This window comes from Streptomyces camelliae, from assembly GCF_027625935.1.
Classification (GTDB): Bacteria; Actinomycetota; Actinomycetes; order Streptomycetales; family Streptomycetaceae; genus Streptomyces; species Streptomyces camelliae.
The window spans coordinates 1,891,039-1,911,889 of the sequence record NZ_CP115300.1; the positions used below are offsets into that span (position 1 = coordinate 1,891,039).

General features: G+C 70.3%; 16 protein-coding genes. 4 read left to right on the forward strand and 12 right to left on the reverse strand.

Annotated features, from left to right (window positions below; translation table 11 throughout):
- Window positions 1-83: 83 nt before the first annotated feature.
- From O1G22_RS08785 to O1G22_RS08810, 6 genes are all read right to left on the reverse strand, one after another.
- Window positions 84-665 carry a sugar kinase gene (locus O1G22_RS08785; protein ID WP_225101740.1) on the reverse strand — a complete coding sequence of 194 codons (582 nt, stop codon included), beginning with the start codon at window positions 663-665 and terminating at the stop codon, window positions 84-86.
- Entirely contained in the window at window positions 662-1,807 is a 1,146-nt protein-coding gene (locus tag O1G22_RS08790) for an ROK family glucokinase (RefSeq protein WP_225101739.1), read from the reverse strand. The genes O1G22_RS08785 and O1G22_RS08790 overlap by 4 nt, the downstream gene beginning before the upstream one ends.
- Window positions 1,808-1,939: 132 nt before the next feature.
- On the reverse strand, window positions 1,940-2,710 hold the full coding sequence (locus O1G22_RS08795; RefSeq protein WP_270080807.1) for an ATP-binding cassette domain-containing protein: 771 nt from the start codon (window positions 2,708-2,710) through the stop codon (window positions 1,940-1,942).
- Complete coding sequence (locus O1G22_RS08800) at window positions 2,707-3,735, reverse strand: ABC transporter permease (protein ID WP_270080808.1); 1,029 nt, start codon at window positions 3,733-3,735, stop codon at window positions 2,707-2,709. The genes O1G22_RS08795 and O1G22_RS08800 overlap by 4 nt, the downstream gene beginning before the upstream one ends.
- 8 nt (window positions 3,736-3,743) lie before the next feature.
- Window positions 3,744-4,748: a sugar ABC transporter substrate-binding protein gene (locus O1G22_RS08805; protein ID WP_270080809.1), complete on the reverse strand. Its 1,005-nt coding sequence runs from the start codon at window positions 4,746-4,748 to the stop codon at window positions 3,744-3,746.
- 163 nt (window positions 4,749-4,911) lie between these two features.
- The gene (locus O1G22_RS08810; RefSeq protein ID WP_270086374.1) at window positions 4,912-5,661 is read right to left on the reverse strand and encodes a GntR family transcriptional regulator; all 750 of its coding nucleotides are present in this window, start codon (window positions 5,659-5,661) and stop codon (window positions 4,912-4,914) included.
- Window positions 5,662-5,779: 118 nt separating this feature from the next.
- On the opposite strand from O1G22_RS08810, the gene O1G22_RS08815 reads away from it, so the two are divergent.
- Window positions 5,780-6,802 (forward strand): Gfo/Idh/MocA family protein, encoded by a 1,023-nt coding sequence (locus tag O1G22_RS08815; protein ID WP_270080810.1) that lies wholly within the window; start codon window positions 5,780-5,782, stop codon window positions 6,800-6,802.
- A 51-nt stretch (window positions 6,803-6,853) separates the two neighbouring features.
- On the opposite strand, the gene O1G22_RS08820 is transcribed toward O1G22_RS08815, so the two are convergent.
- Window positions 6,854-8,038 carry a cytochrome P450 family protein gene (locus O1G22_RS08820; RefSeq protein WP_270080811.1) on the reverse strand — a complete coding sequence of 395 codons (1,185 nt, stop codon included), beginning with the start codon at window positions 8,036-8,038 and terminating at the stop codon, window positions 6,854-6,856.
- 140 nt (window positions 8,039-8,178) lie between these two features.
- Between O1G22_RS08820 and O1G22_RS08825 the strand changes: the two genes are divergently transcribed.
- The gene (locus tag O1G22_RS08825; RefSeq protein WP_270080812.1) at window positions 8,179-8,574 is read left to right on the forward strand and encodes a ribonuclease; all 396 of its coding nucleotides are present in this window, start codon (window positions 8,179-8,181) and stop codon (window positions 8,572-8,574) included.
- 196 nt (window positions 8,575-8,770) lie between these two features.
- Here the strand turns inward: O1G22_RS08825 and O1G22_RS08830 are convergent, their stop codons facing one another.
- Window positions 8,771-12,307: a multifunctional oxoglutarate decarboxylase/oxoglutarate dehydrogenase thiamine pyrophosphate-binding subunit/dihydrolipoyllysine-residue succinyltransferase subunit gene (locus tag O1G22_RS08830; protein ID WP_270080813.1), complete on the reverse strand. Its 3,537-nt coding sequence runs from the start codon at window positions 12,305-12,307 to the stop codon at window positions 8,771-8,773.
- 144 nt (window positions 12,308-12,451) lie between these two features.
- Between O1G22_RS08830 and O1G22_RS08835 the strand changes: the two genes are divergently transcribed.
- Window positions 12,452-13,228 (forward strand): thioesterase II family protein, encoded by a 777-nt coding sequence (locus O1G22_RS08835; RefSeq protein ID WP_270080814.1) that lies wholly within the window; start codon window positions 12,452-12,454, stop codon window positions 13,226-13,228.
- A 165-nt stretch (window positions 13,229-13,393) separates the two neighbouring features.
- Here the strand turns inward: O1G22_RS08835 and O1G22_RS08840 are convergent, their stop codons facing one another.
- The gene (locus tag O1G22_RS08840; RefSeq protein WP_270080815.1) at window positions 13,394-14,059 is read right to left on the reverse strand and encodes a TetR/AcrR family transcriptional regulator; all 666 of its coding nucleotides are present in this window, start codon (window positions 14,057-14,059) and stop codon (window positions 13,394-13,396) included.
- Window positions 14,060-14,240: 181 nt separating this feature from the next.
- On the opposite strand from O1G22_RS08840, the gene O1G22_RS08845 reads away from it, so the two are divergent.
- Complete coding sequence (locus O1G22_RS08845) at window positions 14,241-15,794, forward strand: MDR family MFS transporter (protein WP_270080816.1); 1,554 nt, start codon at window positions 14,241-14,243, stop codon at window positions 15,792-15,794.
- An 81-nt stretch (window positions 15,795-15,875) separates the two neighbouring features.
- Here O1G22_RS08845 and O1G22_RS08850 read toward each other — a convergent pair whose 3' ends face one another.
- From O1G22_RS08850 to O1G22_RS08860, 3 genes are read right to left on the reverse strand one after another with little or no spacing between them, the layout of a single operon-like run.
- On the reverse strand, window positions 15,876-16,667 hold the full coding sequence (locus O1G22_RS08850) for an AfsR/SARP family transcriptional regulator (protein WP_270080817.1): 792 nt from the start codon (window positions 16,665-16,667) through the stop codon (window positions 15,876-15,878).
- Window positions 16,664-19,834, reverse strand: a complete 3,171-nt coding sequence (locus O1G22_RS08855) for a non-ribosomal peptide synthetase (RefSeq protein WP_270080818.1) — start codon at window positions 19,832-19,834, stop codon at window positions 16,664-16,666. The genes O1G22_RS08850 and O1G22_RS08855 overlap by 4 nt, the downstream gene beginning before the upstream one ends.
- A 26-nt stretch (window positions 19,835-19,860) precedes the next feature.
- Window positions 19,861-20,673, reverse strand: coding sequence for a hypothetical protein (locus O1G22_RS08860; protein ID WP_270080819.1), 813 nt, complete (start codon window positions 20,671-20,673; stop codon window positions 19,861-19,863).
- Window positions 20,674-20,851: the final 178 nt, after the last annotated feature.

Here is a 20,851-nt window from a genome sequence, read left to right on the forward strand (position 1 = left end):
CCCGCCCGTGTACCGGATCAGACGTCTTCGACTGTACGGGCGGGGTCTGACAATCGGCCCCGGACACCGGCCGGGGCCCGGCGTCACGGCACCGTGCGCGAGACGACGTACACCATCGGGTTGGCCGGGTCGTGCATGTTCACGACCACGTCCTGGGTGGGCGCCGGGTTCTTCTGCTCGTGGGTGAGGCCCCACCAGGGGCCGGTGCCGGTGAAGTGCCAGCCGCTGACCTTCTGGTCGCGGGCGCTGACGGTGATGTCGCCCTTCTTCAGCTCGTCCTGGCGGGCGCCCATGGACTGCAGGAAGGCGTCCAGGCCGGCCGCGTTGGTGCGGAACTGCACGTAGAGGCGGCTGGTCTTCCAGTTGTTCGTCTCGTAGGCGGCGACGGAGTCGGCGGGGTGCGGAACGGTCACCTGGTAGAGGCGGCGCTGCACCTTCGACGGCCAGCCCGGGGTGAGGCCGGTCGCCGCGTACTTCGACTCCTTGTCCTTGCCGCTGTTGCGGCTCTGGTTGGCGGAGATCACCAGGTAGCCGGCCGGGACGCCGATCAGCAGGACGATGATCAGCAGGGTCAGCGCCCGGCGCCTGGCCTTGTGCCGCGGGTCCTCGGCGGGCCGCCGCGGCTCGTCCGGCGGGCCGCCCTGGTGGGGCAGCGACGGGGTCATACGGTGTCCCGGTCGCGGCGGGCCTGGGCGTAGCGCTCGTAGCGCTCGTAGCGCTCCACCCGGCGGCGCTTGGCGCGGCGGAACCGGCGCGCGACCAGCCGGGCGAGGTCGGCGGCGCCGACCATGCCGGCCTCGGGGCCGAGCTGGGCGCGGGTGATGCGGGCCTCGGGGCGGTAGCCGCGGCCGGTGAGGTGGCGCTTGAAGGCGTCCCGGGCGGGGCCGATGAGCAGGTCGTCGGCGGCCGAGACACCGCCGCCGATGACGAAGCAGGAGGGGTCGAGGGCGGCGGCGAGGTTGGCGATGCCGACGCCGAGCCACTGGCCGATGTCCTGGAGCAGTTCCACGCACATGGCGTCGCCGTCACGGGCCAGCTCGGTGATCATCGGGCCGGTGATGTCGTCGATGTTGCCCTTGACGTGCTCGATGATTCCGTAGGCGACCGGGGAGTCGGCGGCGGCCAGCTCCTTGGCCTCGCGGACCAGGGCGTTGCCGGAGCTGTACTGCTCCCAGCAGCCGCGGTTGCCGCACGGGCAGCGGTGCCCGCCGGGCACGACCTGCATGTGGCCGAACTCGCCCGCGACGCCGTACTTGCCGCGCTTGACCTGGCCGTCCTCCAGGATGGCGCCGCCGATGCCGGTGCCGAGCGTGATCATGACGAGGTGGTCCTCGCCGCGCCCCGCGCCGAAACGCCACTCCGCCCAGGCGGCGGTGTTGGCGTCGTTGTCCACGAGGACCGGCACGGACAGCCGGCCGCTCAGGCGGTCGCGCAGCGGCTCGTTGCGCCAGGACAGGTGGGGGGCGAACAGGACGCGGTTGCGGTCGGCGTCGACCCAGCCGGCGGCGCCGATGCCGACCGCGTGCACGTCGTGCCGGTCGGACAGGTCCAGGACCAGTTCGACGATGGTGTCCTCGACGACCTTGGGGCTCTTGGACTTGTCCGGGGTCTCCGTGCGGAGCTTCTCCAGGATGTTGCCGTCGGCGTCCACGACGCCCGCCATGACCTTGGTGCCGCCGATGTCGATCCCCACCGTGGGCACCCGGGGTGCGGTCAGGTGGGAGCGGCGCTCGCGGGTGCCGACGGTACGCAGGACCGGGGCGCGGCGGGAGCCGATGGGGGCGGTGAGGTCGCGGTAGGTGCTCATCGGGCTCGATTCTGCCGCACGCTCACGCTGAGTGCTGCGCGGGGCAGGGGGAGGGGGTGCGCGATCGTCGCCGGGTGCGGGTGCGGCGTGGTTTCACGCGGCGGAGCCGCATGTCGGCACAGCCCCGCACCCTTAGCTGCGTTGCAGTTCATGGCGTAGCGCGTCCAGGTCGGATCCCCCGGCCATCTGCTGGGTCAGCTCGTCCAGCGTGATCTCGTCCCGTGTGTGATTGCCCACCATCGTGCCACGCCTCAGCAGTACGAAACGATCGCCCACCAAGTACGCGTGATGCGGGTTATGGGTGATCAAGACAACGCCCAGGCCCTCGTCCCGTGCTGCGGCCACATACTTCAGCACCACCCCGGACTGCTTCACCCCCAGCGCCGCCGTCGGCTCGTCCAGGACCAGGACCTTCGCGCCGAAGCGGACCGCGCGGGCGATGGCCACGCACTGGCGTTCGCCGCCGGAGAGGGTCCCGATGGGCTGGTCGACGTCGCGCAGGTCGATGCCCATGCGCAGCAGGGCCTCGCGGGTGGTGCGGCGCATGAGGTCGGTGTCCAGGCGCTTGAAGGGTCCCTTGCCCTTGCGGGGCTCGGAGCCGAGGAAGAAGTTGCGCCACACCGGCATGAGGGGGACCACCGCCAGGTCCTGGTAGACCGTGGCGATACCCCGGTCCAGGGCCTCCCGCGGGGAGGAGAGGGTCGTCTCCTCCCCCTCGATGCGCAACGTGCCGCCGTCGTGCCGGTGCAGGCCCGCGACGATCTTGATCAGGGTGGACTTGCCGGCTCCGTTGTCGCCGAGGACGCAGGTGATCTCGCCGGGGTGGACCTCCAGCGAGACGCCTTCCAGGGCGCGGACGGTGCCGTAGTGCTTGCTGACGTCGGTCAGCTCGACGAGAGTCACGTGGTCGCCTCCGCGCGCTTCTTGACCCAGGCGTTGAGCAGGGTCGCGAGGAGCAGCATCGCTCCGAGGAAGAACTTGAACCAGTCGGGATTCCACTCGGCGAAGACGATGCCCTTGCTCGTCATGCCGAACAGGAGGGCGCCCACCGCCGATCCGATCGCGCTGCCGTAGCCGCCGGTGATCAGGCAGCCGCCGATGACGGCCGCGATGATGTAGATCAGCTCGTTGCCGACGCCCTCCCCGGACTGGACGGAGTCGAACGAGAAGAGCAGGTGCTGGCCGGAGATCCAGGCGCCGAACGCCACGCCCATGTAGAGGCCGGTCTTGGTCCTGGCGACGGGGACGCCGACGGCGCGGGCCGCGTCCTCGTTGCCGCCGACGGCGAAGATCCAGTTGCCGGCGCGGGTGCGCAGCAGGATCCAGGAGGCCACGGCCACCAGGGCGAGCCACCACAGGATCGTGACCTTGAAGCCGACCCCGCCGATCGTGAAGGTCGAGGCGAAGACGGCGTGGGCGGAGGGGAAGCCCTCCATGTCGCCGATGGTCTTCGTCGACACCGTGCCGTCGATCAGCTTGGTGAAACCGAGGTTCAGGCCGGTCAGCATCAGGAAGGTGCCGAGCGTGATGATGAAGCTGGGCAGCTTGGTGCGGGTGAGCATGAAGCCGTTGAAGGCGCCGATGGCCAGGGTGACCAGCAGGGACACGCCCACACCGACCCAGGTGTTCGCCGTCATCTGGTAGCTGAACATCGAGGAGACCAGCGCCGAGGACGTCACCAGGACGCCGGCCGACAGGTCGAACTCGCCGCCGATCATCAGCAGCGCGACCGGTACGGCCATGATGCCGATGGTGGAGGAGGCGTACAGGACGGTGCTGAGGCTGGCGGCGTGGAGGAAACCGTCGGCGGCGAAGGCGAAGACACCGAAGACGGCGAGCGCGCCGACGACCGAGCCCAGCTCCGGCCGGGCGAGCAGCTTCTTCAGCGGCGAGGTCTGCAGAATCCTTTCATCAACCGCTTTGTCCATGGCGGTGCTCATCGGGTGCCCCGCTCGGTGTACGCGGCGAGCGCGGCCGCCTGGTCCTTGGTGATGATCTGCGGGCCGGTCAGCACCGGCCTGCCGCCGCCGAGGACGTCGGCGTTGTACTTGTAGGCCCACAGCAGGTCGACCGCCTCGTAACCCTGGAGGTACGGCTGCTGGTCCACGGCGAAGCCGAGGGTGCCGTCCTTGAGCTCGGCGGCGACCTTGGCGTTGAGGTCGAAGGTGTCGATCTCGGCCTTGCTGCCCGCGTCGCCCTTCGCCTTCACGGCGGTGTCGGCGTACGGCGCGCCGAGGGTGACGACCGAGTCGATCGACTTGTCGGCCTGGAGCTTGGCCTCGATCGCGGACTGCACGTCGGGCATGTCGGTGCCGTTGACATAGAGCTTCTGCAGCGTGCCCTTGAACGTCTTGGCGACGCCGTCGCAGCGCTGCTCGTGGCCGACGTTGCCCTGCTCGTGCAGCACGCACAGGGCCTTCTTCCTGCCGCGCTGGTTCAGCTCGTCACCGACGGCCTCGCCGGCGATGGTCTCGTCCTGGCCGATGTGGGCGAGGGCGCCGAACGCCTTGGACTCCTCGGAGCCGGAGTTCACCGTGATCACCGGGATGCCGGCCTTCTCGGCGCGGGCCACGGCGGCCTTCATGGCGTCCGGCTTGGCGAGGGTGACGATGATGCCGTCGACCTTCTTGTCCACGGCCGCGTCGACCAGCTGCGCCTGCTGCTGGGCCTGGTCGTCGTGCGAGTACAGGAAGTTGATGTTGTCCTTGACGGCGGCCTGCCTGGCGCCGCTCTGCACGATGTCCCAGAAGGTGTCGCCGTCTCCCGAGTGGGTGATCATCGCGAAGGTCCAGCGCGGGGTGTTCACCGCCGCCCTGCCCTGGGCGGCCGCGGCCTTGCGGGCGTCCTCGGCCCGTTTGCCGCCGGTGCTGCTGCACCCCGTCAGGGACAGCGAGACCGCCCCTGCGAGCGCGATGACTGCCCAGGTCCGAAACCGTGCCACGAGGCCGTGCCCTTCTTGCCGTGTTCGTACGTACGGAAGGGGCCGGTGATCAGCTCAGCGGCCCCAAACGCTCCAGTATCGAACACCATGAACACTCATGACAGGGCAGGGGTGCACGCAGCGGTCATATTGTCCGGACATTGCGACGAATCCGGAGGTGCTGTCACGGCCGTACGAGCAGCTGGAACTCGAAGGAGTAGCGGCTCGGGCGGTAGGTGTGGTCGCCGTACTCGACGGCGCGGCCGGTGTCGTCGAAGGTGGTGCGCTGCATGGTGAGCAAGGGGGCTCCCTCGGCCTCGGCGAGCCGCTCGGCCTCCGCAGCCGTGGCGCCGCGGGCCCCGATGGACTGGCGGGCGCTGTGCAGGGTGATCCCGGCGGCGCGCATCAGGCGGTACAGGCCGGTGGCCTCCAGCTGGCCGGTCTCCAGGTCGAGCAGGCCGGTCGGGAGATGGTTGACCAGGTACGCCATCGGTTCGCCGTGCGCGAGACGCAGCCGCTCGATGCGGTGCACCTCGCTGTCCTCGGCGACGCCGAGCGCGGCCGCGACCGCGGCGGAGGCCGGTACGAGGGTGTTGACCAGGACCTTGGTCGCTGGGCGCTGACCGGCCGCCTCCAGGTCGTCGTAGAGGCTGCTCAGCTCCAGCGGGCGCTTGACCTGGCTGTGCACGACCTGCGTACCGACGCCCCGGCGCCGCACGAGCAGCCCCTTGTCGACGAGGGACTGGATGGCCTGGCGGACCGTCGGCCGGGACAGACCGAGCCGTGCGGCCAGCTCGATCTCGTTGCCCAGCAGACTGCCCGGGGTGAGGCTGCCGTGCTCGATCGCGGCCTCCAGCTGCTGGGACAGCTGGAAGTACAACGGCACCGGCGAACTCCGGTCCACATGGAGGTCGAGCGCGACGGTCGGGTCCACATCTGGTTTCGGCACGGGCCCGAGCGTAGCCGCGTGACGGGTTGACGGGAAGTTGTGTAGTCCGATTGTCCGGACATATGCATTGACAGCGTGCGGGGTCCGCCCTCACTTTGTTTCCATGCGCATCGGGGTCATCGGTACGGGCCGCATCGGCACCCTTCACGCGAGAACGCTCAGCCGCCACCGCGAGGTCGGCTCGCTGATCCTGACGGACGCGGATCCTGCGCGGGCGCAGGAACTGGCGCACCGGCTGGGCGAGACGGCGGCGCCGGGGGTGGACGAGATCTTCACGTGGGGCGTGGACGCGGTGGTGATCACCACGGCGACGGCGGCACACGCCGAACTGATCGGCCGGGCCGCCCGCTCGGACCTGCCGGTGTTCTGTGAGAAGCCGATCGCGCTCGACCTGCCGGGCACGCTGCAGGCCCTCACCGACGTCGAGACGGCCGGAACGATCCTTCAGATGGGGTTCCAGCGGCGCTTCGACGCGGGGTACGCCGGCGCCCGGGAGGCGGTGTCCTCGGGACGGCTCGGGCGGCTGCACACCGTACGGGCGATGACCTGCGACCCGTCCCCTCCCCCGGCCGAGTGGCTGCCGCTGTCCGGAGGGCTGTTCCGGGACACGCTCATCCACGACGCCGATGTGCTGCGCTGGGTGACGGGCCGTGAGGTGACGGACGTGTACGCCGCCGGCTCGGACGCCGGGCCCGCGCTGTTCCGCGAGGCCGGTGACGTGGCCACCGGCGCGGCCCTGCTCACCCTGGACGACGGCACGCTGGCGCTGGTGAGCGCGACGCGCCTGAACGGCGCCGGCTATGACGTCCGGATGGAGCTGGCCGGGGAGCGGGACACGGTCGTGGTGGGCCTGGACGACCGTACGCCGCTCGCGTCGACCGAGCCGACCGGGCCGCCGCCCGCCGACAAGCCGTGGCCGGGCTTCCTGGAGCGCTTCGGGCCCGCCTACGAGGCCGAGCTGAACGCCTTCGTGGAGGTGGTGCGCGGCGAGCGCCCCAACCCGTGCGACGGCCATGAGGCCCTGCAGGCCCTGCGCATCGCCGAGGCCTGCGAGCTCTCACGCCGCGAACGCCGCCCGATCCGGCTCACGGAGATCCCGGACCGAACGCCGGCGTCGCGCGGCTGAGGCGGGGCCGCCGGTGACCGAGGGGTCGTTACGGCTGGGCCGGTCCGCCGGTCACCACCGCACCGGGAGGCTGCGCATCCCTCTGATCAGCAGGCCCGGGAGCCATGCGCCCGGGGTGCCGTCGAGGGTGAGGCCGGGGGCGCGGTTCAGGAGGGTGGCGAGGGCCGTGCGGGCTTCCAGGCGGGCCAGGGGTGCGCCGAGGCAGTAGTGGATGCCGTGACCGAAGGCGAGGTGGCCGCGGGTGTCGCGGCGGATGTCGAAGCGGTGCGGGTCGGCGTAGCGCTCGTCGTCGTGCGCGGCGGCGGTGAGGCTGATCACCACGTGGTCGCCCCGCCCGATCGCCGCACCGGCTATCTCCAAGGACTCTGCGGCGAAGCGGTACGTGGCGGTGTGCACCGGCCCGTCGTAGCGCAGCATTTCCTCGATGGCCCCGTCCAGGAGACTCATGTCGGAGCGCAGGGCGGCGAGTTGGTCCGGGTGGGTGAGCAGGGCGTGGACGCCGTTGCCGATGAGGTTGACGGTGGTCTCGTGGCCGGCGATGAGCAACAGGAAGGCCATGCCGCGCAGTTCCTGCGCGGAGAGCCGGTCGCCGTCCTCGGCGGTGGTGCGGATCAGGTCGCTGAGCAGGTCGTCGGTGGGGCCGGAGCGGCCTTTGTCCTCGATCAGCTCGGTGAGGTATGCGCCGAGCCGGACCACCGCCTCGTATTCCGTCTGTTCACTGGTCGGTGCGACCACCTCGTTCGACAGCGTGCGGAACTCCGCGCGGTCCATGGCCGGCACGCCGAGCAGTTCGCAGATGACGGTGATGGGCAGCGGGTAGGCGAGGGAGCCGATGAGGTCGGCGCGGCCGGCCGGGAGCATCTCGTCCAGCAGTTCGTCGGTGATCTGCTGGATGCGCGGGCGCAGTTGCTCCACCCGGCGCATCGTGAACGCGCGCGTGACGAGGCCGCGCAGGCGGGTGTGCTGCGGCGGATCGGTGGCCAGCAGATGCTTGCCGATCATCTCCTGGTCCAGGACGGTCACACCGATCTTGCTGGTGTCCTTGGCGAGCCGGAGGTCGGCGAGGGCCGCCCGCGCCTCGTCGTATCCGACGATCAGCCAGGCCGGGTCGTCCCAGCCCGGCAGCCGGACGCGGTGCACGGGACCCTGCTCGCGCAGCCGGGCGTAGACCGGATGCGGATCCCTGATGAGCCGGTCCCCCAAGTCCCCCAGGTCGACCACGTGTTGCGTGTCCATCGCTCCCCTTCCGAACGGCCCGGAGGCCCGACGAAGGCCTCACGTGCCAGGTTAACTTCTCGAAAACTCACCGGACTTGAAGGGAAAATCTTCAAGTTTGTCGTTGACATGCCAACGTCTACGCGCGTCATCATGGGGGCATGAGATTCCCCCCACGCGCAACTCGCATCGGCGCCGCAGCAGCGCTCCTGTCCGCCCTCCTCGTCGGCGGCACTGTCTCCGCCACCACGGCGAACGCCGCAGCCGACTCGGTCGGCAGCATCTGCTACAGCGCCCTGCCGTCGCAGGCCCACGACACCCTGGACCTGATCGCCCAGGGCGGCCCGTACCCGTACTCGCAGGACGGCACCGTCTTCTCCAACCGTGAAGGCGTCCTGCCCAGCCAGCCGTCCGGCTACTATCACGAGTACACGGTGATCACGCCCGGTTCGTCCACGCGCGGCGCCCGGCGCATCGTCACCGGCGAGGCGTCCCAGGAGGACTACTACACCTCCGACCACTACGCCACCTTCAACCTGGTCGACTTCGGCTGCTGAGCCGGACGACAGGACCCGGAAGAACAGCGCGACAGCAGCGACGCGATAGACGTATCGCGGCTGACGTACCCGAGTACCCGTAAGCCTCGCCCCGCGGCCGCCCCCCATCCCGGGCCGCGGGGCGAGCGGCGTCCGGGCCGGTGGCGGGCCCGGCAGCGAGTACGAACTCGGTACCGGGCCCTTGGTGGCTTAAGGCTTACGCCTCAAAAACCTCACGCACCAGCTGTTCCTGCTCCGCCTGGTGGCGCTTGGCGGAGCCGACAGCCGGGGACGAGGAGTGCGGGCGCGAGATGCGCCGCAGCCGCTCGCCGGCCGGGATGTCGGCGCCGACCGCCAGGTCCAGGTGGTCGATCAGGTTGAGCGCGATGAACGGCCAGGCACCCTGGTTCGCCGGCTCCTCCTGCGCCCACAGGTACTTCTCGGCGTTCGGGTACTTGTTGACCTCCGCCTGGAGCTCGGCACCCGGCAGCGGGTACAGCCGCTCGATGCGGATGATCGCCGTGTCCGTGACGCCGCGCTTGACCCGCTCGGCCTCCAGGTCGTAGTACAGCTTGCCGGCCACGAAGACGACCTTGCGGACCGCGGCCGGGTCCACCGTCGCATCGTCGATGACCGGGCGGAACTGACCCGAGGTGAACTCCTCCGTCTTCGACGCGGCCGCCTTCAGACGCAGCATCGACTTCGGGGTGAAGACCACCAGCGGCTTGTGGTGCGGGTTGTGCACCTGCCACCGCAGGAGGTGGAAGTAGTTCGACGGCAGGGTCGGCATGGCGACCGTCATGTTGTTCTGGGCGCAGAGCTGGAGGAAGCGCTCGACACGGGCCGAAGTGTGGTCCGGGCCCTGGCCCTCGTAGCCGTGGGGGAGCAGGAGCGTCACGCCGCTCATCTGGCCCCACTTCTGCTCGGCCGCCGAGATGTACTCGTCGACCACCGTCTGCGCGCCGTTGACGAAGTCGCCGAACTGCGCCTCCCACATCACGAGCGCGTCGGGGCGGGCCAGCGAGTAGCCGTACTCGAAGCCCATGACCGCGTACTCGGACAGCAGCGAGTTGTAGACGTTCAGCCGGGCCTGGTCCTGCGAGAGGTATTGCAGCGGGGTGTACTCCTCGCCGGTCTCGCGGTCGATGATGACCGCGTGGCGCTGGCCGAAGGTGCCGCGCTGGGAGTCCTGGCCGGACAGGCGGACCGGCGTGCCCTCCAGGAGCAGGGAGCCGATGGCCAGGGTCTCGCCCATGCCCCAGTCGATCGTGCCGTCCTCGACCATCGTCGCCCGGCGCTGCAGCTGCGGCAGCAGACGCGGGTGCACGGTGAAGCCGTCGGGGATGTCGACCTGGGACTCGGCGATCCGCTTGACGACCTCCGTGGAGATCGCGGTCGGCACCGCGACCGGGAAGCCGTCCTGCGGCTCCTGGGCGTCCCCGGAAGCCGCGGAGGCCTCGCGGACCTCCGTGAAGACCTTCTCCAGCTGGCCCTGGTAGTCCTGCAGGGCCTGCTCGGCCTCTTCCAGGGTGATGTCGCCGCGACCGATCAGGGACTCGGTGTAGAGCTTGCGCACCGAGCGCTTCTTGTCGATCAGGTCGTACATCAGCGGCTGGGTGAAGGCCGGGTTGTCCGACTCGTTGTGACCGCGCCGGCGGTAGCAGATGAGGTCGATCACCACGTCCTTGTTGAACGCCTGGCGGAACTCGAAGGCCAGCCGCGCGACGCGGACCACGGCCTCGGGGTCGTCGCCGTTCACGTGGAAGATCGGGGCCTCGATCATGCGCGCCACGTCCGTCGCGTACATGGACGAGCGCGAGGACTCGGGGGCCGCGGTGAAGCCGACCTGGTTGTTGATGACGATGTGGACCGTGCCGCCGGTGCGGTAGCCGCGCAGCTGCGACATGTTCAGGGTCTCGGCCACCACGCCCTGGCCCGCGAAGGCCGCGTCGCCGTGGATCGCCACCGGCAGGACCGTGAAGTCCGTACCGCCCTTGTTGATGATGTCCTGCTTGGCACGGGTGATGCCCTCGATGACCGGGTCGACCGTCTCCAGGTGGGACGGGTTCGCGGCCAGCGAGACCGTGATCTGCTCGCCGTCCAGGCCGGTGAAGGTGCCCTGGGCGCCCAGGTGGTACTTCACGTCGCCGGAGCCGTGCATCGACTTCCGGTCGAGGTTGCCCTCGAACTCGCGGAAGATCTGCGCGTACGACTTGCCGACGATGTTGGCGAGGACGTTCAGGCGGCCGCGGTGGGCCATGCCGATGACGACCTCGTCCAGACGGGACTCGGCCGCGGAGTCGATCACCGCGTCCAGCAGCGGGATGACGGACTCGCCGCCCTCCAGCGAGAACCTTCGCTGACCGACGTACTTCGTCTGCAGGAAGGTCTCGAAGGCCTCCGCCGCGTTGAGCCGGCGCAGGATGCGCAGCTGCTCCTCGCGCTCCGGCTTGGCGTGCTGCCGCTCGACACGGTCCTGGATCCACTTGCGCTGCTTGGGGTCCTGGATGTGCATGAACTCGATGCCGGTGGTACGGCAGTACGAGTCGCGCAGCACGCCGAGGATGTCGCGCAGCTTCATCAGGGACTTGCCGGCGAAGCCGCCGACCGCGAACTCGCGCTCCAGGTCCCACAGGGTGAGCCCGTGCTCGACGATGTCCAGGTCGGGGTGCTTGCGCTGCTTGTACTCCAGCGGGTCGGTGTCGGCCATGACGTGGCCGCGGACCCGGTAGGAGTGGATCAGCTCGAAGACCCGGGCGGCCTTGGCGACGTCGTCGTGCGCGTCGGTCACGTCGGCGACCCAGCGCACCGGTTCGTAGGGGATACGCAGCGAAGTGAAGACCTCGTCGTAGAAGTCGTCCTCGCCGAGCAGCAGTTGGTGCATGGTCCGGAGGAACTCGCCGGAGGCGGCACCCTGGATCACCCGGTGGTCGTACGTCGACGTCAGGGTCATGGTCTTCGAGATGCCGAGCCTGTTCAGCGTGTCCTGGGAGGTGCCCTGGAACTCGGCCCGGTACTCCATCGCGCCGACGGTGACGATCGTTCCCTGGGCCTGCGGCAGGCGCGGCACCGCGTGGACCGTGCCGACGGCACCGAGGTTGGCGAGCGACAGGGTGACCCCTGTGCGCTCCTCCGGGATGAGCCGGCCCGCCCGGGCCCGGGCCACGGCGGCCTCGCAGCTCTGCCAGAACGTCCTGAAGTCCATCGTCTCGGCCTGCTCGATGACCGCGACGTCCATCCGGTGCGCGCCGTTCGGCTCCACCACGTCGACGGACAGGCCGAGGCTGATGTGCTCGGGCTTGACCAGGGTGGGCTTTCCGTCTCGCACCGTGTAGCTGTGGTTCATGCCCGGATGGAGCCGCGCCGCTCGCACCAGGGCGTAGCCGACGAGGTGCGTGACGGACACCTTCCCGCCACGGGCTCGCTTGAGATGGTTGTTGATGACGATCCGGTTGTCGATCAGCAACTTGGCCGGAAACGCCCGTACCGATGTCGCCGTGGGAATGTCCGGGGAGGCGTCTGCGGTGGGGGCCGGGATCCGCTCCGGCGCCCCGGCGGGCGAGGTCGAGGGGGCGGGGATCAACCTGCCGCCGGTGGCCTCGGACCGGGTCCCGGCGCCCGCTCCCTGGGAACCGAAGAATTCACGCCAGGACGGGTCGACCGAATCGGGGTCCTCACGGTACTGCCGGCGGATTTCTTCGACGACCCACTCATTGGCGCCGAAACTCTGAATCGGAACTGATCCCTCGGGCATCGGTATTCAACTTCCGTCGGTAACGAAAATCTCTTCGCGGAGACTACTCCGCGCTTCCGTTCATCTGCAGTGATTGGCCAGCAAAATAAGATCGGTTGCGGTTAGGCTGCAACTGCCAGGTTCCGCAGCCCACAAGGAGTACCCATGACCGCTGCAGCACTCGACTACGACGCCTGGATACGGACATTCGACGCAGGTTCGGAAAGCGGATCCGCGGTCCCCGGACTTCGCCTCGTGTGCTTCCCGCACGCCGGGGGCTCGGCAAGCTTCTACTTCCCGTACGCCAAACTCCTGCGGCCCGGAATCGAGGTGCTGGCGGTGCAGTATCCGGGGCGGCAGGACCGGCGCGGTGAGCCTTGCCTGGACACGATCGACGCGTTGGCGGACCGGGCGGCCGAGGTGCTGAGGGTGCGTCACCCGAACGAGCGCCTGGCGTTTTTCGGCCACAGTATGGGCGCGGCAGTGGCCTTCGAGACGGTCCGGCGGCTGGAGCACGGACCGGGTCCGAGGGTGCTGCGCCTCTTCGCCTCGGGCCGGCGGGCGCCGAGCGTGTTCCGGCCGGAATTCGTGCACCGCAAGGACGACGACGGGCTGGTCGCCGAGTTGCAGGCGCTCAGCGGTACGCATCCCGCGCTGCTCGACGACCCCGAGCTGCGTGCCCTGGTTCTCCCGACGATCCGGTCCGACTACCGGGCGATCGAGACCTACCGGTGTGCGCCGGGTGCCTCGGTCGCCTGCCCGGTGACCGTGCTGATCGGGGACGCCGACCCCCGGGTCTCGGAGGCGGACGCCCGCCCCTGGGCGGAGCACACCCGCGGGGGGTGCGACCTGAGGGTGTTGCCGGGCGGTCATTTCTATCTGGAGCAGCAGAGGGACACCGTCGTGGCCGGACTTCGGGCGGCGCTGCGCGAGCATCTGTAAGCCGGCACTCGCGCAGTGACCGCTCGTCATGGCGGTCCCCCCACGCTCGCCGGCCGAGTCTGCATGTGGCGCCGCCCGCCGGGCGGCGCCACCGGGACGGTCGTCACCCCCGCCCACCTCGGCGCGCACCGCCGTGCACGGCGTCCCCCGCCCACGCTTCGCATGTCACTCCCCCCGTGCCGGGCCGCCACCGGCCCGCATCCACCGCTCGGCCGTCAAACTGCCCTCACCACGCAGACCGTCGCAGTAGACCGCGAGCATCCTGCCGGGAAGCTGCGCGTCACCTGTGCGCTGCGCCGCGATCAGGGTGCTCGCCATGACGGCCATGAGATCGGCGACGGTCACGTCCTCGCGGACACCGGCCTCCTGAGCTCGCGTGAGCAGCTCGCCGAGCGCCTCGTTCAGGCCGAGGGCGGCTGGGCCCGTGACCTCGCCGACGTCGACCCCCGCCCCGATCAGCGCGTCGACCAGGTCCTTCTTGACGCGGCCCTCCTCCAGGACGTCGAAGAGGAAGCCGAACAGCACCCCTACGGGATCCGCCAGGCCGGTCAGCGCGCGGGCCTTCTGGGTCAGCCGCTGGATCCGGGTGATGATCACGGCCTCGAACAGCACCTCCTTGGTGGGGAAGTGCCGGTGCACGGTGCCCGGCCCGACGCCGGCGCGGCGCGCGATCTCGTCCAGTGAGACCGAGTGCCCTTCCACCGCGAAGGTCTCCAGCGCGGCGGCGAGGATCTGGTCGCGATTGCGGCGGGCATCGGCGCGCAGCGGCCGTGGGGGGGGCGGCGCGTAAGGGATGGCGGAGTCCAGCCCCGTCGACTTCCCGACTGCCATGGCGCCTCCCGATCGTGACAACACCCCTGGCGAGTACGCCTCAGGGCGGCTGAGGCCTTCGATTGTAACCGCACTTCGTTGACAACCGGGGCGGCGGCCCCGTATCGTCCGCAACCGGGTCCGTGGACCCGGTTAGCCCGACTGGCTCCACCCGTTCCTTCCATTCCGGGGAGTCCCCACCGTGTCAACTTCAGCGGCGCCAAGCCCCAACTCCGGCCTCCGCAGAGTGCTGCCCGGGCTGATGCTCGCGCTCCTGCTCTCCATGCTCGACGCGATGATCGTCACCACCGCTCTGCCGACCATCGCGGGTGACCTCGGCGGATTCAACCGCCTTTCCTGGGTCATCACCGCATACATCCTGACCTCCACCGTCTCCACCCCGCTGTGGGGCCGGATGAGCGACTTCTTCAGCCGCAAGCAGCTGCTCCTGGCCTCGATCCTGATCTTCACGATCGGTTCCGTACTCTGCGGTGTCGCCCAGTCCATGGGGGCGCTGATCGCCTTCCGTGCTTTCCAGGGCATCGGCGCGGGCGGACTGATGGTGGGCGTGATGGCGGTGATCGGCGTCATGGCTCCCCCGAAGGAGCGCGGCAAGTACCAGAGCTACATCGCCGCCCTCAGCGCGGTCGCCACCGTCGGTGGTCCGCTGCTCGGCGGCGCGCTCACCGACCACGCCTCCTGGCGCTGGGCGTTCTACCTCAACGTGCCGATCGCCGCCGTCGCCGTCTGGTTCGTGGCGGCCCGGCTCAATCTGCCGCACAACCGGGGCACCGGCCGCATCGACTACCTCGGTGCCGCCCTCCTCTCCGTGGCCAGCACCGCCGTGGTCCTGTTCACCACGTGGGGCGGCAACCAGTACGCGTGGGGCTCGCCCACCATCCTCGGTCTGATCGCGCTGGCGGTGGTCGCTGTCATCGCCACCGTGGTGGTCGAGCGCCGGGCCGCCCAACCGATCCTGCCGCCGCACCTGTTCCGCTCCCGCAACTTCGTGGCCAGCCTGGTACTCGGCTTCCTCGTCGGCATCGCCCTCTACGGCACCATCACCTACCTGCCGGTCTACCAGCAGAGCGTGCAGCATCTGTCCGCGACCAGCAGCGGTCTGCTGCTGCTCCCGGTGCTCGGCGGCATGCTGGTCGCCTCGATGTACAGCGGCCGGCTGATGAGCGAGTCCAGCCGCCACCGGCTGATCCTCCTGGCCGGCGGGGCGTTCCTGAGCGTCGGCTCGTTCCTGCTGTCCCTGCTGGACGTGAACACCTCCCGGGTCGTCGCCTCGGTCTACATGGTGGTCTTCGGTATCGGCCTGGGCCTGCTGTTCCAGAACGTCATGGTCATCACCCAGAACAGCGTCGAGCTGAAGGACATGGGCGTGGCCAGCGGCACACTGACGTTCTTCCGCTCCGTCGGTGGCTCGTTCGGTACGGCGCTCTTCGCGGCCGTGTTCACCAGCCGGCTCACCGACTCCCTCGGCTCCAAGCTCTCCCCCGCCGAGCTGAGCGCCGTGCACAACAACGGCGGTCGTGCGGGTTCGAGCGCGATCGAGTCGCTGTCCCAGTCGGCCCGCACCGCATACGTGGACGCCGTGGCCGGCGGCACCCAGAGCATGTTCCGCTGGGCGCTGCCGTTCTTCGTGGTCGCCTTCCTGGTGGCGCTGTTCCTGCGGGACAAGAGCAAGCAGGCGCAGGCGGCACAGGCTCCCGCAGCCGCCAAGCCCCAGCAGGCCGGTTCCGCGAGCTGAGCCCACCGACCGGATGTGCGAGGCGTGAAGGCAGTCGGCCCCGGGGCGAGCACTCGCCCCGGGGCCGACCCTCATGTTCCGTCAGACCGCCGGTGCCAGCGCCACGCGGTGCCGGCTGTCCGCGATCAGCACCACGCGCTGCAACTCGCGCAGCCGCAGACCCGGTTCCAGGCCCAGCTCACTGCGCAGCACGTCCGCGGCCTGCGCGTACACGGCCAGCGCGTCGGCCCGCCGGTCGGAGGCGAACAGCGCACGCATCAGCTGCGCGTAGAAGACCTCGTGCAGCGAGTACTCCGAGATCAGCCGGTACAGCCGGCCCACCAGCTCGCGGTGGTGGCCGAGAGCCAGTTCGGCCTCGGTCTGCATCTCGATGCACTCCAGACGCAGCTCTTCCAGCCAGTCGCTGAACCCGGTGACGATGGGCCCGTTGCCGAGCCGGCCGAACGCCGAGCCGCGCCACAGGTCGAGCGCGCCGGACAGGGTCGCACTGGCCGCGGTGAAGCGGCGTGCGGTGAGTTCGGCGCGCCCGCGCTGCACCAGCCGCTGGAAGACCCGGCAGTCCAGGTCGTCCGGCTTCACCTGGAGCAGGTAGCCCGATGTCGAGGTGACGATCGGGCCGACCGGGCGCGGGCAGTCGTCCGAGGTGGCTCCGCACAGCAGCTTACGCAGCTGGGATATGTAGACGTGGATCGCCGAGGTGGCCCGCCGGGGCGGATTCTCGCCCCATATCTCCAGCGTGAGCTGCGGCACCGAGACAACCTGGTTGCCACGAGCCAGCAGGGTCGCGAGCACGTTCTCCATCTTGGGTGCGCTGATCTGGCGGACGACGCCGCGGTCGATGACCTGGAGCGGCCCCAGTACCTGGTACCTCATTCGCTCTCCCGCCTTCCCTCTGTCTGGTCCCCTCCGGCCGCGCGCAGATGTCCGGCCAGCCGTGACGGCGTCGGATTCTCGAACAGTTCGGACAGTGCCACCCGCACCCCGAGGAGGGCCTCGGCCTCCTGCACCACCAGCGCTCCGAGCAGTGAATGACCACCGTGGGAGAAGAAGTTGGTGTCCGCGGTGATGTCCTGGCGGTTCAGCACGCGCTGCCACAGCCCGATCAGGTCCCGCACCAACGCGTCCGCGGTGTCGTCCGCCGGCCCCTGGGACGCGGCCTCGGCGCGCCGCGCGCGGGCCAGCTCCGTCAGCGCCGGGTAGTCCACCTTGTCGTTGAGGGTGGTCGGCAGCGCGTCCAGGACCAGGAACTCCTGCGGTACCAGGGCGCGCGGCAGCTCGGCCCGGGCGTGCTCCCAGAGCCGCTCCACCAGGTCCCCCGTCGCACCGGCGGATTCGGCGCCGGCCGGTTCGACGAAGGCGACCAGGGCCGCGTCGGTGTCGGGATCGCCGACCAGCGTGACCGCCACGCCACGGACCGAGGGGTGTGCGAGCAGTACGGCCTCGATCTCGCCCGGCTCGATCCGGTTGCCGCGCAGCTTGATCTGGCGGTCGGCCCGGCCGAGCAGTTCGAGGGTGCCGTCGGCCCGCCAGCGGGCCAGGTCCCCGGTCCGGTAGTAGCGGCCCCGCTGGGGGTCGTCCACGAACCGTTCGGCGGTCAGCTCGGGCCTGCCGTGGTAGCCGTGGGCGACGCCGTCGCCGCCGATGCACAACTCACCGCGCACACCGATCGGCAGTTCGGTGCCGTCCGGTGCGAGCACCATGACCCGGGTGTTGGCGATGGGCCGACCGATCCCGGCGGGCTCGGGGTCGCCCGGTCGAAGGATCCCCGAGGTGGACCAGATCGTCGTCTCGGTGGGGCCGTAGACGTGGTGCAGGGTGCAGCCGGTGGCCAGCAGCCGCTTCACCAGCGGCTGTGGCGCCGCCTCGCCGCCGCACAGGACGCGCCGGCCACGCAGGGAGGGCCCAGCCTCCTCCAGCACCAACCGCCAGGTGGTGGGAGTGGCCTGGACGACGTCCGCGTCGTGCCGTTCGATCAGCTCACGCAGGACACCGCCGTCGGTGCGGGCCGCGTCCGGGGCGGCCACGACACTGCCGCCGTACGCGAGCGGGACGTACAGCTCCAGCCCGGAGATGTCGAAGGAGAAGGTCGTCAGCCAGACCACGGTGGTGTCCGGGCCCGCGTCCAGCTCGGTCCCGAAGTGTGCGACGAGGTTGGCCAGTGCGCGGTGGCCGACGACGGTGCCCTTGGGCCGACCGGTCGAGCCCGACGTGTAGATGAGATACGCGGCTGCGGCGGGGTCGGCCGCCACGGGCTCGGCGGGCAGCGGCCGGGCCGGCGCATCACCGGCGGGAGCCAGGGTCAGTACCGTCCGGTCGCCCGCGCCCGGCAGTTGGACTCCCGGCCCGGCGAGGACGGCGCGGGCGCCGGAGTCGGCGAGCTGGTAGGCGATCCGCTGCTCGGGATGCTCGGGGTCGAGCGGCAGGTAGGCGGCATCGGCCAGCCAGCTCCCGAGGACGGCCGCGGCCAGTTCGGGGCCGCGCTGGGCGGCGACGGCGACCACGTCGCCGGTGCGCACCCCGGCCTCGGTCAGCTGCTCCCGTACGGTGAGCGCCGCGTGCCACAGCTGCCGGTAGCTGGTGGCGCCGTCCGCCGTGTGCATCGCCGGGGCGTCCGGGCGGGCCAGGAGCCCGGCGGTGAACGCCGAGAGGACCGATTCCGAACCCACCTCCGCCTGGGTCCGGTTGGCTGCCGCGATCACCTCGCGGTCCCGGTCGGCCCACACCCGCAACGCGCCGATCGGCCGCTCGGCATCCTCGGCCAGCTGGACCAGCAGGGCGTCGTAGCGCTCCAGGAGCAGTTCGACGTCCTGACGGGTCAGCAGATCGGTGCAGTAGACCGCCCGGACGCGCAGCCGGTCCGGTGCGGCGACCACGAAGAACTCCAGGTCGAACTTGCTGAAGCCGTTCTCCACCACCAGCGGTTCAGCCTGCAGTGAGCCGATGGTGAACCGGGGCAGGACGCTGCCGGGCACATAGTTGAACAGGTGCCGGAACAGCATGTTCCGCCAGCCGGAGCCGCCGCGCGGCACCAGCGGGGTCAGGTGGTCGACCGGGACGTCGGCGTGCGCCAGGGCATCGAAGAAGACGTCACGGGTGCTGCGGACGAAGGCGCGGACCGTCTGCTCGGGTGTCACGCGGGCCCGCAGGGGCAGCACGTTCACGTGATAGCCGATCGCGTCCGCCGCCTCACGCGGGCGTACGTCCACGGGCGAACCGACCGCCAGGTCGAGTCCGGCGCCGTGTGCGGCCAGCAGCAGCTGGTAGGCGGCGAGCAGGACGGCCGTCTCCGGGGCCCGCAGCTCGCGCTGGAGTCGCTTCACCGCCGCCCGGGCGGCCTCGGACAGGTCGTAGAGCACCCGGTCGCCGACCAGGGTCGGTTCAGCGGCGTCCGGCACCCCGCACCACAGGTCGAGGGCGCCGAGGTCGTAGTCGGCGAGCTGCTTGCGCCAGAAGTCCAGGCTCTCCTCGGTCGGCTCGGGCTCGACCAGGACCGGCACCGGCTCCAGCAGGGCCGGCGGTGGTTCACCGCGGCCCACCAGCGCGTCGTAGGCCTCGGCCAGTTCGGACAGGAGGGGGACACCCGAGAGGGTGTCGAACACCAGGTGATGAACGGCCAGGCAGAACACGTCACCGTCGGCACCGCGTAAGACGGCGGCGCGCAGCAGCAGGCTGCCGTCGAGCGGGAAGCGCTCGGCGACGAAGGCTGTCAGGTCGGTGTCGAGGTCCTCCGGGCGCGTGGTGAGCACGCGCGGGACGAGGCTGACGGCAGAGGGGTCGAGGACGGACCGGGTGAGGTGGGCCCCGGAGGCCCGGTAGACGGTGCGAAGCACCTCATGTCTGCGCACCAGGAGGGTGAGGGCCTCCTGCAGCGGGGACTCCTGGAGCCCGCCGTCCGCCCGGAAGGCGACCGACAGGTTGTTGGCCGCGCTGTGCGGGGCCAGTCGCTCCAGCAGCCAGAGGGCTTCCTCCTTACGGCCGGCGGCCTCGGATCTGTCCAGGCCGCGAACCTCGGTGGATGCCCCTGTTCCCAACGGTTGCATTGCTGTTCCTTCCCTTACGGACACCGTCACGCAAGAAGCTCGGACACCGCTCGCGCGACGCTGGTGTCGCGGAGCAGCTCCGTGTGCGGGAGTTCGAAGGAGATCTCGCGGGCCACCAGCGCCGAACGCTCCCGTGCGGGGAGGGGGTTGAGGCCACTGTGCGGCGTGGCGGAGCTGATGGCGACCGCGTCCGCCCAGGCCTGGCGCGGGTCGAGGTCGGAGGCGGCGACGAGGTAGCCGAGAAAGGAGGCGAACGTGGCGACGACTTCGGCGCCACGCTCGGCGTCCAGGCCGGTGCGCCGGAAGGCGGGCTCGCCGTACTTGCGAAACAGCTCGCACAGTTCCTCGGCCAGCGGGCGCATGGCCGTGTGTGCTCGCCGGGTGTCCTGGCCGACGCGGCGCGCCTCGTCGATCTCGTCCGCGGAGAGCATCGGGGCGAGACCACCGATGAGCTCGTGGTAGTGGCGGTGCAGCAGGTCGGCATCGGGCCGCTCGGGGTCGAACAGGACGAGACGCGGTGCCTTCCCCTGCCGGCGACCGATCTCGGCGGCCAGCCCGGCGGCGAACACGCTGCCCACGCAGAAGCCGAGCACTGCGCTCACCGGCCCGGCGGACTTCGCGCCGGGTTCCCAGTGCCGGAGATAGTCGTCTCCGGTCATTCCGGCTTCCCGGCCGGGGCGGGGCGGGGCGGTCTCCCAGACGGTGGGCGCGGCATCGCCGAGCTCGCGCACCAGGTCGCCGAAGCCGGCGACGGTGCGGCCGGTCGCCGGAAAGTCGGAGGCCAGCACTGTCGCAGCGGTTCCCGTGCCGCTCAGAACATTCCATGCGTTCGCGGTCATCGTTCCATTCCGAACTCTAGAGACGGATTTGGGGAATCTTTTACTGCCGCTTACCTGGCGAGGTGAATGGAATACCTCATTCCAATGAGTGCGAGATGCATAACTCCAAACCGTTAGAATTCCTCGCGCGAAAGAGAACCTCGGGCGGCAACTTAGCATTCGGGCGCTCGACCGTAAC